At 72.1% G+C, this 15,065-nt stretch carries 13 protein-coding genes; 4 read left to right on the top strand and 9 right to left on the bottom strand.

The genetic code is table 11. The features are described 5' to 3' along the window. Positions 1–105 precede the first annotated feature (105 nt). Complete coding sequence (locus MICAU_RS11495; protein WP_049794876.1) at positions 106–804, top strand: DUF998 domain-containing protein; 699 nt, start codon at positions 106–108, stop codon at positions 802–804. Positions 805–863: 59 nt separating this feature from the next. Here the strand turns inward: MICAU_RS11495 and MICAU_RS11490 are convergent, their stop codons facing one another. Together MICAU_RS11490 and MICAU_RS11485 are read right to left on the bottom strand one after the other, a co-directional pair. Beyond that, positions 864–1,913: a S1 family peptidase gene (locus MICAU_RS11490; protein ID WP_013285478.1), complete on the bottom strand. Its 1,050-nt coding sequence runs from the start codon at positions 1,911–1,913 to the stop codon at positions 864–866. A gap of 202 nt (positions 1,914–2,115) precedes the next feature. Beyond that, positions 2,116–2,592 (bottom strand): winged helix-turn-helix transcriptional regulator, encoded by a 477-nt coding sequence (locus MICAU_RS11485; RefSeq protein ID WP_013285477.1) that lies wholly within the window; start codon positions 2,590–2,592, stop codon positions 2,116–2,118. A 56-nt stretch (positions 2,593–2,648) separates the two neighbouring features. On the opposite strand from MICAU_RS11485, the gene MICAU_RS11480 reads away from it, so the two are divergent. Then, a complete protein-coding gene (locus MICAU_RS11480; protein WP_013285476.1) occupies positions 2,649–3,149 on the top strand; it encodes a PaaI family thioesterase in 501 nt (166 codons plus the stop codon). A 116-nt stretch (positions 3,150–3,265) separates the two neighbouring features. Here MICAU_RS11480 and MICAU_RS11475 read toward each other — a convergent pair whose 3' ends face one another. From MICAU_RS11475 to MICAU_RS11465, 3 genes are read right to left on the bottom strand one after another with little or no spacing between them, the layout of a single operon-like run. Next, positions 3,266–4,207 carry an acyl-ACP desaturase gene (locus MICAU_RS11475; protein WP_013285475.1) on the bottom strand — a complete coding sequence of 314 codons (942 nt, stop codon included), beginning with the start codon at positions 4,205–4,207 and terminating at the stop codon, positions 3,266–3,268. Between the two features lie 51 nt (positions 4,208–4,258). Then, entirely contained in the window at positions 4,259–5,599 is a 1,341-nt protein-coding gene (gene hisS, locus MICAU_RS11470) for a histidine--tRNA ligase (RefSeq protein WP_013285474.1), read from the bottom strand. 54 nt (positions 5,600–5,653) lie between these two features. Beyond that, positions 5,654–6,373: an MBL fold metallo-hydrolase gene (locus tag MICAU_RS11465; RefSeq protein WP_030271023.1), complete on the bottom strand. Its 720-nt coding sequence runs from the start codon at positions 6,371–6,373 to the stop codon at positions 5,654–5,656. Positions 6,374–6,609: 236 nt separating this feature from the next. Between MICAU_RS11465 and MICAU_RS11460 the strand changes: the two genes are divergently transcribed. Beyond that, entirely contained in the window at positions 6,610–7,479 is an 870-nt protein-coding gene (locus MICAU_RS11460) for a peptidylprolyl isomerase (RefSeq protein WP_013285472.1), read from the top strand. Between the two features lie 94 nt (positions 7,480–7,573). After that, complete coding sequence (locus tag MICAU_RS11455) at positions 7,574–8,416, top strand: peptidylprolyl isomerase (RefSeq protein WP_013285471.1); 843 nt, start codon at positions 7,574–7,576, stop codon at positions 8,414–8,416. A gap of 71 nt (positions 8,417–8,487) precedes the next feature. Here the strand turns inward: MICAU_RS11455 and MICAU_RS11450 are convergent, their stop codons facing one another. The 4 genes from MICAU_RS11450 to secD form a co-directional block, all read right to left on the bottom strand. After that, a complete protein-coding gene (locus MICAU_RS11450) occupies positions 8,488–10,959 on the bottom strand; it encodes a RelA/SpoT family protein (RefSeq protein WP_013285470.1) in 2,472 nt (823 codons plus the stop codon). A 226-nt stretch (positions 10,960–11,185) separates the two neighbouring features. Then, positions 11,186–11,752 (bottom strand): adenine phosphoribosyltransferase, encoded by a 567-nt coding sequence (locus tag MICAU_RS11445; RefSeq protein ID WP_030271021.1) that lies wholly within the window; start codon positions 11,750–11,752, stop codon positions 11,186–11,188. A gap of 97 nt (positions 11,753–11,849) precedes the next feature. Beyond that, positions 11,850–13,037, bottom strand: coding sequence for a protein translocase subunit SecF (secF, locus tag MICAU_RS11440; protein WP_013285468.1), 1,188 nt, complete (start codon positions 13,035–13,037; stop codon positions 11,850–11,852). A gap of 1 nt (position 13,038) precedes the next feature. Next, a complete protein-coding gene (secD, locus tag MICAU_RS11435; protein WP_174361706.1) occupies positions 13,039–14,940 on the bottom strand; it encodes a protein translocase subunit SecD in 1,902 nt (633 codons plus the stop codon). Positions 14,941–15,065 lie beyond the last annotated feature (125 nt).

Below are 15,065 nucleotides of genomic sequence, written 5' to 3'. Positions count from 1 at the left end.
TCTGTCAGGGCGGGCGGGCCCGCTCCCGGGCACCCGTCGAGCCGGTCCGCCCCGACGGTGGCGAAAGCGCCGTGCGAGCCGGGTCCGGCGGTCTACCGTGGCCGGGTGCGTGCCGTACCGAGCTGGGCCGTCGTCACCGCGGCCGCCGCGCCCGCGCTGCTGGTCGCGGGCTGGACGGTGGCGGGCGCCCGCCAGGGGCCGGGGTACGACCCGGTGCGGGACACGATCAGCGAGCTGGCCGGTGAGGGCGCCACCGATCCGTGGCTGATGGGCGGCGCGCTGGTGCTGCTCGGCTGCTGCTACTGCGCCACCGCCGCCGCGCTGCACGCCGCCGGGCTGCCCAGCCGCTTCCTGCTGGCGGTCGGCGGGGTGTCCACCGTCGCGCTCATCGCGTTCCCCCGGCCGCAGGTGGGCGGTTCCCCGGCGCACGGGGTGGTGGCCACCGTGGCGGTGCTCGCGCTGGCGCTCTGGCCGGCCGGGTCAGCGCTGCGGCTGCCCCGCAGGGTGCCGCGCGAGGTGGCCGCCTCCCCGGCGGGCCGGCCGCCGTGGGCGTTCCGCCGGCCGGTGGCGCTGGCCGTGACGGCCGTGCTGCTGGCGTTGTTCGGCTGGTCGGTGGCGGAGGTGACGGGCGGCTCCCGGACCGGGCTGGCCGAGCGGGTGGCGGCGCTCGCGGTGACGCTCTGGCCGCTGGCGGCGGTGCTGTCGGCGCGGCGGGCCCACCGGCACTGGACGGTCCGGCCGTCGGACCCGCCCCGCCCGGACGGCCCGCCGGTCGGTCCGGGCCGCCTCGGGGCAGGCACCTGAGACGGGTACGCGGAACGGGCCGCCGGTCACCCGGCGGCCCGTTCACAGCGGTGCGTGGATCAGAAGACGCTCACGCCGTAGCGGCTGAGGGCCTCGGTGACCGGCTGGAAGTAGGTGGTGCCACCGGTGCGGCAGTTGCCGCTACCACCGGAGGTGAGGCCGAGCGCGACGGTGCCGGCGAACAGCGAGCCGCCGCTGTCGCCCGGCTCGGCGCAGACGTTGGTGCGGATGAGGCCGGAGACGCTGCCCTCGGCGTAGTTCACGGTCGCGTTGAGGGCGGTGACGCTGCCGCTGCGCAGGCCGGTGGTGCTGCCGGAACGGCGGACGGACTGGCCGACGTACGCGTTGCCGGCCGAGGTGATGTCCTGGAAGCTGCCGTTGTAGAGCGACACGTTGCCGGCCGCGTTGGCCGAGTTGTTGTGCCGGACGATGCCGTAGTCGTTGCCCGGGAAGCTGGTGCCGGTCCGGGTGCCGAGCAGGCTGGTCTGCGCGGAGTTGCTGTACCAGCTCGACGAGATGTTGGTGCAGTGACCCGCGGTGAGGAAGTAGTAGGTCGAGCCGCTGCGGACGTTGAACCCGAGCGAGCAACGGCCCCCGCCGCCGGCGTAGATGGCCTGGCCGCCGGAGATCCGGGTGCTGAGCGTGCCGGCCTCGGCCTCGATGCGGATCGCGCCGTTGTGACGGGCGGCGGCGGCCTTGACCCGCTCCAGCTTGGCGCCGGTGACGGTGCTGTCGACGGAGACGACGACCTGGTTCGTGGCCGGGTCGGTCCACCAGGCGGTGCCGGGGATCTTGGCGGAGCGCTCCAGCTCGCTGGTGGCGGCGTTGAGCTTGTCCGCGCCGCGCGCCACGATCTTCGGGATGGCACCGGCGGCGCGCACCTGGCGGGCGGTCGCGGTGTCGGTCACCGTGACGACCATCTTGCCGCTGGCGTCGGCGTACGTGCCGGCCGCGCGGGCACCGAGCTTCTCGACGAGGGTGGCGGCGGCGTCCGGCGAGAGGGCCGTGGGGGCGGCCTGCGCGGGTGCGCCGAGCAGCGAGCCGGTGACCAGGGTGCCGGCGACGGCGACTGCGGCGGCGCGGCGGAGCGTGGACCTCGTGGGTCGCATGTAACAACCTCCGAATGGGGGTGAACGGGCGCTGTCATGGGGGCGCGCCCGAGGACAACCCGGGCGACCTGGGGAAACCGCCCGGGTGCCCAAAGTATTCACATATTTAAGATCGTAAGCAAGACATGACTTTGCCCGGATTCGCACCCGCGCCCGATGTAACGCCGGAGCAACAACATCGACATCATCTGTCAGAGCCGGTTCAGGGCGTACGGCGACGGGCGCCCGGACCCGGGCGGGGCAGCACGTCCCGCGCCCCGGTGATCTCGTGCCCCTCGCCGCAGCGCAAGGCGACCCGGACCTCGGCGCCGCAGTCACGGTGCGCCACGCTCAGCGGCGAGCCCTCCGGGTCGGCCAGGTAGCGGTCACCCCATCCGAGCACCGCGACGAGCACGGGCCACAGGTCCAGGCCCATCTCGGTGAGCCGGTACTCGTGGCGCGGCCGGCTGCCCGGCTCGCGGTACGGCTCCCGGCGCAGCACACCGCGCTCGACGAGCATGGCGAGCCGGTTCGTCAGCACCTGGCGCGGAATGCCGGTCCGCACCCGCATGTCGTCGAACCGGCGTACGCCGTTGAAGACCTCGCGGAGCACGACGAGGGTCCACCGCTCGCCGAGGATCTCCATGGCGCGTGCGATGGTGCAGTTCTCCACCGACCAGTCCAGTGCCGCGGGTCTCATGCCGACCAGGCTAGGTCTGATTGACAGACTCAGCAACGCGCTGCGAGGCTGAGTCCATGACGCAGACGCAGGAGCGCACCCGCACGTTCACCTGGTCCGACCCGGCGGCCGGCGCCGCGCACCTGGGCCGGCGCAGCGGCCTGGAGCTGATGCAGGCGATGATCGCCGGCGAGCTGGACGCGCCGCCGATCATGCACCTCGTCGACATGTCCCGGATGGAGGCCGAGGAGGGGCGCGTCGCGGTCGAGCTGCTGCCGCAGGAGTTCCACTACAACCCGCTCGGCACCGTGCACGGCGGCGTCATCTCCACGCTGCTGGACACCGCCGCGGCGTGCGCCGTGCACACCACGCTGCCGGCCGGCGTCGGCTACACGTCGCTGGACCTCAACGTGAAGTTCCTGCGCCCGGTAACCGTCGACACCGGCACGCTGCGCTGCGAGGGCACGGTGCTCCAGCGAGGCCGCCGTACCGCCCTGGCCGAGGCCCGCCTGACGGACCCGGCCGGCCGCCTGGTAGCCCACGCCACCTCGACCTGCCTCATCTTCCCCCTCCCCTGACCGCCCCGCTCGTTCTCGGCGATCTTGCAGTTGCGGCCCCCGCGGCGCCGGTTTCGCGGCAAATGCGGGGGCCGTAAGTGCAAGATCGCGCGGGAGAGGAGGGAGAGGGGCGGGGGTCAGGCCTGGGTCGTCGCGGAAACGCGGGCGGCTCGGGCGGCTCGGCGGTCCTCGAAGCGGGACGCCTGGGTCTCCAGGGTGTCCAGGTGGGCGGCGATCTGGTCACGGGCGGCCTCGCCGTCGGCGTTCAGGCCGGTCACCTCGAACAGGTTCCACTGGCGCAGCACCGGCATCACCACCTCGTCGCGGTGCTGGCGCAGGTCGTAGATCCCGGCCAGCGCGATCGCCACCGACTTGCGGGCGAAGCCGTCGATGCCGACACCCGGCATCTGGAAGTTGGCCAGCACGTCGGCGACGGCGCGCATCGCCTGCGACGGCGCCAGCTCGAACGCCGCGCCGAGCAGGTTGCGGTAGAAGACCATGTGCAGGTTCTCGTCCGCGGCCACCCGGGCCAGCAGCGCCTCGCACATCGGGTCGCCGGTGGCCCGGCCGGTGTTGCGGTGCGAGATGCGGGTCGCCAGCTCCTGGAACGACACGTACGCCAGCGAGTGCAGCATCTCCTGGTCGTGGACGTTCTGGTAGCCCGCCGACATGTGCACCATGCGGGCCCGCTCCAGCGCCACCGGGTCCACCGCCCGGGTCACCGTGAGGTAGTCGCGGATCGCCGTGCCGTGCCGCCCCTCCTCGGCGGTCCACCGGTGCACCCAGGTGCCCCACGCGCCGTCGCGCCCGAACAGGGTGGCGATCTCGTGGTGGTACGACGGCAGGTTGTCCTCGGTGAGCAGGTTGACGATCAGCGCGGTACGCGCCACCTCGGGCAGCGTCGAGTCCTCCGGCGACCAGGCCTCGCCGCCCAGCGGGCCGTCGAAGGTGCGGCCCTCGCTCCACGGCACGTACTCGTGCGGGAACCACTCCTTGGCCAGCGACAGGTGGCGGTCGAGGTTCTTCTCGACCACCGGCTCGAGTTCGGTGAGCAGAGCGGTCTGGCTGAGCACGGTCACGACGTTCTCCCTACGGTGGCGTAACTTACGCCACCGTAGGTCGAAACGTCGTCAGGCGCCAGTGCCGGCCGGGCCGACCAGCGGTTTCAGGTCCGCCCGAGGCGGCGTCCACTCCCCCGCCGCGGCGGGCACCTGCTCGCCGGAACGGATGTCCTTGACCTCGTCGCCCTCCGCGCCGGGGAACCAGACGTACGGGATGCCACGCCGCTCGGCGTACCGGATCTGCTTGCCGAACTTGGCCGCCGACGGGGACACCTCGGTGGGCACACCGCGCGACCGCAGCGCCGCCGCGACCGCGTCGCTGGCCGCCCGGTCCTCCTCGGCGGTGACCGCCACCAGCACGCAGGTCGGCACCGAGCGGGACACCGACAGCGCCTCGGCGCCGAACAGCAGACCGAGCAGCCGGGTCACCCCGATCGAGATGCCCACCCCCGGGAACCGGACGTTGCCCGAGCTGGCCAGGTTGTCGTACCGGCCGCCGGAGCAGATCGAGCCGAACCGCTCGTAGCCGATCATCTGCGTCTCGTAGACCGTACCCGTGTAGTAGTCCAGGCCCCGCGCGATGCGCAGGTCGGCCACGCAGAGGCCGGGTGCGTGCGCGGCGGCGGTCTCCACCACGGCGGTCAGTTCCGCGACGCCCTCGTCCAGCAGCGGGTCGCTCACCCCGAGGCCGCGCACCGCGTCGGCGAAGGAGGCGTCCGGCGCGGAGATCTCGGCCAGCGACAGCACGGCCTTGGCCTGCGCCTCACTCGCCCCGGCGGTGCTCGCCAGCAGCTCCGTCACCCCGGCCGGGCCGATCTTGTCGAGCTTGTCGACGGCGCGCAGCGCCGCCTCCGCGTCGGTCAGCCCGATGCCCCGGTAGAACCCCTCGCAGATCTTGCGGTTGTTGACCTGGATGCGCACCGGCGGGATCGGCAGCGACCGCAGCGCGTCGCCGATGACCAGCGGCATCTCCGCCTCGTAGTGGGCCGGCAGGGTGTCCCGGTCGACGATGTCGATGTCGGCCTGGAGGAACTCCCGGTACCGGCCCTCCTGCGGACGCTCACCGCGCCACACCTTCTGGATCTGATAGCGGCGGAACGGGAACTGCAGCTTGCCGGCGTTCTCCAGCACGTAGCGGGCGAACGGCACGGTCAGGTCGAAGTGCAGGCCGAGCGCGTCGTCGCCGGCCGGGCCGTCGGTGTCGGCCTGCAACCGGCGCAGCAGGTAGACCTCCTTTGCGGTATCCCCCTTCCGCAGTAACTGATCCAGCGGCTCCACCGAGCGGGTCTCCAGTGGCGCGAAGCCGTACAGCTCGAACGTGGCGCGGATCCGGTCGAGCACGAACTGCTCGATCATCCGCTGAGCCGGCGTCCACTCGGGGAAGCCGGAGATGGGCGTGGGCTTGCTCATGGCGTACTCCTCGATCCCGCGCGGGGCGCGGGCGAACGTCGTGGGTCGCGGCGGTCAGAGGCCTCGGGTGGGCGCGGCCGGGCGCGCGCCGCCGGTGCCCGCCACCTCGACGAGGTACGGGTTGGTCGCGCGCTCGCGGCCGATCGTGGTCGCGGGGCCGTGGCCGGGCAGGACGACTGTGTCGTCGGCCAGCGGGAGCACCTTGTCCCGCAGGCTGGACAGCATCCGGGGCATGCTGCCGCCCGGCAGGTCGGTGCGGCCGATCGAGCCGGCGAACAGCACGTCACCGGAGAGGCAGATCTGCTCCGCCTCCCAGCGCGAGCCGGCGCCGGGCAACCGGAACAGCACCGACCCGCCGGTATGGCCGGGGGCGTGGTCGACGGTGATCTCCAACCCGGCCAGCGACAGCGTCGCGCCGTCGGTCAGCTCGGCCACGTCGTCCGGCTCGGCGTACGGCAGCCGGCCGCCGAACAGCTGGGTCAGGTCCATCGACAGCGCCTTGCTCGGGTCGGCCAGCAGCTCCCGGTCGTCCGGGTGGACGTAGGCGGGGATGCCCCGCGCACCGCAGACCGGGGCGACGGAGAACGTGTGGTCGAGATGGCCGTGGGTGAGCAGCACGGCGGCCGGGTGCAGGCGGTGCTCGGCGAGCACGGCGTCGAGCCGGTCGAGCACCCCGATGCCGGGATCGACCACCACGCACTGCTCCCCCGGCCCGGTCGCCACCACGTAGCAGTTGGTGCCGAAGGCGTCCGCGGGAAAGCCGGCCACGAGCACGTCGCTCCCCTTTCCGTCCGGTCGTCGTCTGCCTGCAGCCTAGTCGTAGCGGCCGGCGAGTTCCGTCCGCCACCGGCCCGGTCCGCCCCGGCCGGGCTGAGACGGCGGGACCTCGTACACCACATTCACAGTCGCTACCCGTACACTCTGGCGGGCGTGTGGCGTGGCGCACCCCGATCGGAACGGCGGACGGCGCCCGGCGCCGGCGGCGATCAGGCAGAGGAAGGGGAGCGCGCGTGGCTTCCAGCAGGGACCGGCAGCGCAAACTGGCGCGCGCCAAGCTCGACCGGCAACTCGCCCGGCGGGCGGCGGTCGCGAAGCGCCGCCGGCAGATCCGGGCCGGCGTGGGCGCCGCGGTGGTGCTCGTGCTGATCGTGGCCGGCTCCGCCTGGGCGCTCGGCGCGTTCGACTCCGAGCCGGAGAAGAAGGCCGCCGAGGACGTCTGCCTCTGGAGCGCGGAGGACGGCGCCGTCAACACCAACCTCAAGGACGTCGGCCAGCCGCCCACCACGGGCCTGCCCACCTCCGGCACCCGCCCGATGACGATCACCACCAACCAGGGTGGGCCGATCACCGTCGAGCTGGACCAGACCGACGCGCCGTGCGGCGCGGCGAGCCTGAGCTACCTGGCCGGCCGGTCGTTCTTCGACAACACCACCTGCCACGAGATCACCGCCGAGGGCGCGCTGCGCTGCGGTGACCCGACCGGCACCGGGCTCGGCGGCCCGACCTACTCGTTCTACGACGAGAACGTCCCGGCCGCGCCTGAGCCGAGCCCGTCGGCCTCGCCGGCGCCCGGGCAGCCGGCGACGTACCCGAAGGGCACTGTCGCCATGATCGGCAACCCGCCCGGCAGCAACGGCAGCCAGTTCCTGATCTTCTTCAAGGACGCCAGCCCGGCCAAGTCGGCCTACTCGGTGGTCGGCAAGGTCACCGGTGGGCTCGACGTGGTGGAGAAGATCGGCGCCATGCCGACGGTGGACAATGGCAACGGCGCCAAGGTCAAGCCGAAGACGCAGGTGCTGGTCCAGAGCGTCACAGTCGGCGAGCCCGGCGCGGCGCCGGCCGGCAGTCCCGCGCCCTCGCCCAGCGCCAGCGCGGGCTGACCCGACAACCCGATCCGGCGGCCCCGCCGCCGGTGACCCACACGTGACCGGCGGCGCGCGCGCCGACCCCATACGCAGCAGGTGAGGAGTGACCGTGACGTCCACCAGAGACCGCCAGCGCGCGGCGGCGCGGGCCAAGCTCGAGCGGGAGATGGCGGAACGGGCCGGCCGGGCCCGCAAGCGCCGGCAGACCCAGGCGATCGTCGGGGCCGCGGCGGTGCTGGTGCTCGTCGTGGCCGGCACGGTCTGGCTCGTCGCCGCGCTCGGCGACGACGACGACAAGCAGGGCGGCACCACCGCCGATGCCGGGGCCGTCCAGTGCGCGTACACGGAGGTGCCCAAGGAGGGCCGTCCGCCGCAGATCAAGGACGTCGGCCTCCCGCCGACCCAGCAGTCCGGCAAGGGCACCCAGACGATGACCATCGACACCAACCTGGGCCCGATCACCGCCAAGATCGACCGTGCCGCCGTGCCCTGCACCGCCGGTAGCTTCACGCACCTGACGGAGAAGGGCTTCTTCGACAACACCAAGTGCCACCGGCTGGTCACCGAGGGCATCAAGGTGCTCCAGTGCGGCGACCCGAGCGCCACCGGCAAGGGCTGGCGGGACACCGACGGCACCGGCGGCCCGTCCTACAACCTGGCCGAGGAGAACCTGCCGACCAACAAGCGCCCGCCGTACCCGGAGGGTGTCATCGCGATGGCCAACTCCGGCCAGCCGGGCAGCACGGGCAGCCAGTTCTTCATCGTGTACGGCGACTCGCCGCTCGACCCGAACTACACGGTGCTGGGCACCATCACCGGCGGCATGGACGTGGTGAAGCAGGTCGCCGCGGCCGGTGACGACGGCGCGTTCGCCAAGCAGGCCGGCGGTGGTCACCCGAAGAAGGAGATCACCATGACCAAGGTGACGATGAGCCCGGTCCAGGGCGGCTGACCGCACCCGTACGACGACGAAGCGCCCGCCGGCTGATCGCAGCCGGCGGGCGCTTTCGCGTGCGTGGTGGCTCAGGCCCCCGAGGTGACCCGGTACGCGTCGAACACGCCGTCGACCTTGCGGACGGCGGCCAGCAGGTGCCCGAGGTGCTTCGGGTCGGCCATCTCGAAGCTGAACCGGCTGACCGCCACCCGGTCGCGGGTGGTGGTGACGGTCGCGGAGAGGATGTTCACCCGCTCCTCGGACAGCACCCTCGTCACGTCGGCGAGCAGCTTGTGCCGGTCCAGCGCCTCGACCTGGATGGCGACCAGGAACGTGGAGGCGGAGGTGAGCTTCCAGCTCACCTCGACCACCCGCTCGGGCTGAGCGCGCAGGTCCTCGGCGTTGGCGCAGTCGTCCCGGTGCACGCTGACCCCGCCGGAGCGGGTGACGAATCCGAACACCGAGTCCGGCGGCACCGGCGTGCAGCAGCGGGCCAGCTTGATCCAGACGTCGCTGACACCGCGGACCACGACACCCGGGTCGGCGCTGCTCTGCCGGCTGCGCGGCGGCCGGGTGGCGACGGCGGTCTCGGCGATGTCCTCCGCCGCGCCCTCCTCGCCGCCGTAGGAGGCCATCAGCTTCTGCACGACCGACTGCGCGGAGACCTGGCTGTCGCCGACCGCCGCGTACAGCGAGGCCACGTCGGCCAGATGCAGGTCCCGGGCGATCGCCATCAGCGCGTCCGAGGTGAGCATCCGCTGCAACGGCATGCCCTGCTTGCGCATCGCCTTGACGATCGCGTCCTTGCCGGCCTCGATCGCCTCCTCGCGCCGCTCCTTGTTGAAGTACTGGCGGATCTTGGTACGCGCCCGCGGGCTCTTGACGAAGCCCAGCCAGTCCTGCGTCGGCCCGGCCGTGTCGGACTTCGACGTGAAGATCTCGATCACGTCGCCGTTGGACAGCGTCGACTCCAGCGGCACCAGCTTGCCGTTGACCCGCGCGCCGATGCACTTGTGCCCGACCTCGGTGTGCACCGCGTACGCGAAGTCCACAGGCGTCGACCCGGTCGGCAGCGGGATGACGTCACCCTTCGGGGTGAAGACGTACACCTCCTGGCTGGACAGGTCGAACCGCAGCGCGTCCAGGAACTCGCTCGGGTCCGCCGCCTCACGCTGCCAGTCCAGCAGCTGCCGCAGCCACGTCATCTCGTCGATGTGCGCCGGCGGGCCCACCACCGGGGTGCCCTTGTGCTCCTTGTACTTCCAGTGCGCGGCGATGCCGAACTCGGCGGTGCGGTGCATCGCGTACGTGCGGATCTGCATCTCCACCGGCTTGCCGGTGGGCCCGATGACAGTCGTGTGCAACGACTGGTACATGTTGAACTTGGGCATGGCGATGTAGTCCTTGAACCGGCCCGGCACCGGCTGCCAGTTGGCGTGGATGACCCCCAGCGCCGCGTAGCAGTCCCGCACCGTGTCGACCAGGATCCGCACACCGACCAGGTCGTAGATGTCGTTGAAGTCGCGCCCCCGCACGATCATCTTCTGGTAGATCGAGTAGAGGTGCTTCGGCCGGCCGGTGGTCTCCGCCTTGATCTTGGCGGCCTTCAGATCGGTGGACACCTTCTGCGTCACCTGACGCAGCAGCGCCTCGCGCTGCGGCTGGTGCTCCCCGATCAGCCTGTTGATCTCCTCGAACCGCTTCGGGAACAGCGTGCCGAAGGCCAGATCCTCCAGCTCCCACTTGATCGTGTTCATACCGAGGCGGTGCGCCAGCGGAGCCAGGATCTCCAGCGTCTCCTTGGCCTTCTGTTCCTGCTTGGGGCGGGGCAGGAAGGTGAGCGTCCGCATGTTGTGCAGCCGGTCGGCCAGCTTGATCACCAGGACCCGCGGGTCCTTCGCCATCGCGACGACCATCTTGCGGATGGTCTCCGCCTTGGCCGCGTCGCCGAGCTTGACCTTGTCGAGCTTGGTGACGCCGTCGACGAGCAGCGCGACCTCACCGCCGAAGTCGGCGCGCATCTGGTCGAGCGTGTACTCGGTGTCCTCGATGGTGTCGTGCAGCAGCGCCGCGACCAGCGTGGTGGTGTCCATGCCCAGGTTCGCCAGGATGGTCGCCACGGCGAGCGGGTGCGTGATGTAGGGGTCGCCGGACTTGCGGTACTGACCCGAGTGCCACCGCGCGGCCGTGTCGAAGGCGCGCTGGAGCAGCCGCGCGTCGGCCTTGGGGTGGTTCTCCCGGTGCGTCGCGATCAGCGGCTCCAGCACCTCGCTGACCTGCGAGGTCTGCCAGGGCGCGTTGAACCGGGCCAGCCGGGCGCGTACCCGCCGGCCGGTGGGCGCGTTGGAGAGGGCGAAACCGCTGCCGGGCGTGGACTCGGTGGAACCCTCGGTCGGGAACGGCACCACGACCGCCCCGCCGTCGGCCGTCGCGTCGGACGCACCGCCGGTGGCGCCGGTCGCCCGGGCCGGCGGGTTGCCGCTGCGCTCGGTCACCGAGCCGTCCGCGTCGCCTGTCGGGTGCACCGTGCCCTCCACCGGAGGGACGACATCGTGGGACACCGGCCTCCTCACCGCTCGCCGGGATGCGCCGGCCGTCCGGCCGACGTCTGGTTCAACCGGCCCGGAGGCCGGTCTTGTTCCACGCGGTCGCCGGGGCCGGGCCCCGGCGCCTTCGCCGCCCCGGACAGCTCGGCCGGGTCGGGCAAAGGGCAATGCTACCCGTACGCAGGGTACGCCACCGCTCCCCCGGACGGTCGGCGCCGACCGGCCCGACGGGCCGGCCTGGTCAAACGGTCAACAGGGCATGGACCGGGCGCTGCGCCAGCCGCTTACGGCCCTCGAGGAAGCCCAGCTCCAGCAGCACGGTGAACCCGGCCACCGTGCCGCCGGCGCGTTCCACCAGGTCGAGCGTCGCCTCGGCGGTCCCGCCGGTGGCGAGCACGTCGTCGAGCACCAGCACCCGGTGGCCCGCGGTGAAGGCGTCCTGGTGCACCTCCAGCGTCGCCTCGCCGTACTCCAGCGCGTAGGAGGCCGAGTGCGTGGCCCGGGGCAGCTTGCCGGCCTTGCGCACCGGCACCACGCCAACGCCGGTGGCGTACGCGACCGCCGCCGCCAGCACGAACCCGCGTGCCTCGATGCCGGCGACGGTGTCGAACGACTCCGGCCCGTGGTACGCGATGATGCCGTCGATCACCGCCCGGAACGCCTCACCGTCGGCGAACAGCGGCATCAGGTCCTTGAACACGACACCCGGCTTGGGGAAGTCCGGCACGTCCAGCAACCGGCTGGCGACGAGCTGGGCGACCTCCGGGCCGCTGTCTCCCCGTACCCCTGTGGTGTGGGTCTCCGTCACTGTGCGTCCCATGTCCTCTCGAAACGACGACGGCGTCCGTCATGCCGTGACATCAGCATGACGGACGCCGTCGGACCGATTCCGTCCGGCCCTGCGGTCAGCGGCGCTTGCCGCCGGGCCGGTTGCCGCCGCCCCCGGCGGGACGGCCGCCGCGGGCACCGCTGGGACGCTTGCCGGCCGGCCGGGCGCCCACCTTGGGTGCGGCACCGGCCAGCGCCGCCGCCTCCGGGTCGATCGGCGCGTCGGCGGCCGGCGTGGTGGCACGCGGGCCCTTCGGTGTGATCTCGCCCCGGGCGAGCGCGGCCCGGCGGGACAGCACCCGCTTGTTGTGGGCGCTGATCCGCGGGTCCATGTTCTTCAGCAGCACCAGCAGCGGCGTGGCGAGCAGGATCGAGGTCAGGAACGCCACCGCCATACCGACGAACAGCACCAGGCCGAGGTCCTTCAGCGTGCCCGCGCCGAGCAGGCCGGCGCCGATGAACAGCAGACCGCCGACCGGCAGCAGCGCCACGACCGAGGTGTTCAGCGACCGCATGAGGCTCTGGTTGAGCGCCAGGTTGGACGCCTCGCCGTAGGTGACGTTGTTGTTCGCGGTGATGCCGCGTGTGTTCTCCTGCACCTTGTCGAAGACCACCACCACGTCGTAGAGCGCGAAGCCCAGGATCGTGAGGAAGCCGATGATCGTCGACGGGGTGACCTCGAAGCCGACCAGCGAGTAGATGCCGGCGGTCAGGGCCAGGTTGGTCAGCAGCGAGACGATGGCGGCGGCCGCCATCCGCCACTCGAAGCGCAGCACCAGGTAGATCGACACCACCGCGATGAAGATCACCAGACCGAGGAAGGCGCGCGAGGTGACCTGGCTGCCCCAGGCCTCGGAGACCTGGCTGCCGCTGATCTGGTCGGCCGGGATGCCGAACTCCTGCGCCATCGCGGTCTTGGCCGCGTTGGCCTGCTCGGCTGAGAGCTGGCCGGTGCGCATCTCGTAGAACTCGCCGCTGGTGCCGCCGACCTTCTGCGCGCTGACCACCTCGACGCCCGGCGCCTCGTCGGCCAGCACGTCGTCGACGGTCCGCTCGGCCTGGTCCAGGGTGCCGACGCTGGCCGGCACCTGGAACGAGTTGCCGCCCGCGAACTCGATGCCCAGCTTGAAGCCGCTGATCGCGAAGCTCAGCACGGCGATCAGCACGAGCACGCCGGCCACGCCGAACCACAGCTTGCGCCGCCCGACGATGTTGAGATCCGCCTCGCCCCGGTAGAGCCGGGCGGCCAGACCGCTCTTAGCCATCTCAGGCCTCCTTCACACGCGGGTTGCGGGCGTTGCCCGGCTCGGCCGACCGGGCCGGCAGCGCCCGGCCCAGACCGCTGACCCGCGGCGACAGGAACGCCCGGGTACGGGCGAACATCGTCATGATCGGGTGGCGGAAGAGGAACACGACGACCAGGTCGAGCACGGTCGCCAGGCCGAGCGCGAAGGCGAAGCCCTTCACCGCGCCGACGGACACGATGTAGAGCACCACTGCCGACATCAGCGTGATGGCGTTGGCCGAGATGATCGTCCGGCGGGCCCGGATCCAGGCGCGCGGCACCGCGCTGCGTGGACTGCGGCCCTCCCGGATCTCGTCTTTCAGCCGTTCGAAGTAGATGACGAACGAGTCCGCCGCGACGCCCAGCGAGACGATCATGCCGGCGATGCCGGCGAGCGTGAGCGTGAAGCCGATCGACCGGCCGAGCACCACGAGCGCGCCGAACACCAGCAACGCGGAGAGCACCAGGCTCAGGAAGATGACCGAGCCGAGCAGCCGGTAGTAGAAGAACGAGTAGATGATGACCAGCAGCATGCCGATGCCTGCGGCCAGCAGACCCGCCTTGAGGTGGCTGTCGCCGAGCGTCGCGGTGACGTTCTGCTGCTCCTGCGGCTCGAACGTCACCGGCAGCGCGCCGTAGCGCAGCTGGCTGGCGAGCGCGTTCGCGGCCTTGTTGTCGAAGCTGCCGGTGATCTGCGAGTCGCCGGTCAGCACGCCCTGGATCTCCGGGGACGAGACGATCTCGTTGTCCAGCACCACGGCGACCCGGCACTTGCCGTCCTGGCCGAGCGCGGTCTGGTCGCAGGCCTGGCCCTCGTTGGTGAACGCCTCGCGGGTCAGCGCGGTCCACTTCTCCTGGCCGCTGCCGGTGAAGTTGAGGCTGACCACCCAGGAGCTGGTCTGGTCGAGCTGGGCGGAGGCGTTCTTGACGTCGGTGCCCAGCACCTTCGCGACGTCCAGCAGGTACTTCGCGCCGGACTCGCAGGCGACCGCCTTCTGCTTCTCGTCCTTGATCGAGGCGGCGGGCCGCTTGTCGAGCTGGGCGCAGGTGATGGTCGGGACGTTGAACTGCATCTCCACCGGCAGGACGGCGATCTCCTGCGGGGTGAGCGTGCCGAACGGCTTGAGCTTGTCGGCCAGCGACGGGTCGGTGGTCAGGTCCGCCGGGGCCTGCAGGCCCGAGGCGGCGGCCCAGGCGGCCGCGCCGACCTTCTGCTCGACGGCCTTGCGCTGCTGCTCGATGCTCTGCGGCACCGGCTCGGCGCTGGCGCTCGGGCTCGGCGCGGCGGCGCTCGGCGAGGCCGACGGGGACGCGGAGGCGCTGGCGCTCGGCGTGGGGGCCATGCCGCCCTGCCCGCCGGCGCTCGGCGACCCGCTCACCTTCGGGCTCGTGCTCGCCTTCGGCGACGCGCTGCCCGACGGGGTGGCGGCTCCGGACGGGGTGGCGCTGGGCGTCGGCGCGGGCGCGAGCGCGGCGCCGCTGCCGTCGGTGGCCTTGAGCACCTTGCGGAAGCGCAGCTCGGCGGCCTCACCGACGTCGGTCAGGTCGCGGTTCTGGCCGGGCAGGGAGATGACGATGTTGCGGTTGCCCTCGGTGACCACCTCGGCCTCGGCCACGCCGTAGGCGTTGACCCGGCTCTCGATGATCTGGCGGGCCTCCTCGAGGTTGTCGGCGGTCGGGGGCTTGCCGTCCACCGTGTTGGTGGCCTCGAGCGTCAGCCGGGTGCCGCCGACGAGGTCCAAGCCGAGCCGGGGCTCCAGCCGGTCCTTCCAGCCACCGCTGGCGCCGCCCGAGAAGAACACCAATAGATAGAGGACGACGAAGATGAACCCGAGCACGGCGAGCTGCCGTCCGGGCCGCATCTGTCCCTGAGGTGGTGCCACGGCTGTCCTGTCTCCCTGTACGGTCGCGCCGCTTCCACGGCGGCGACAACTGTCGGGCCGGGGGTGTCCGCCCGACTGCTCCGGCGGGTCGGCACCGGAGGACGGCACGCCGGCTGGTGCGCGGC

Source organism: Micromonospora aurantiaca ATCC 27029 (genome assembly GCF_000145235.1).
Taxonomy (GTDB): Bacteria; Actinomycetota; Actinomycetes; order Mycobacteriales; family Micromonosporaceae; genus Micromonospora; species Micromonospora aurantiaca.
The sequence above is the reverse complement of the archived record's forward strand: the minus strand, read 5'-3'. Positions and strand labels throughout refer to the sequence as shown.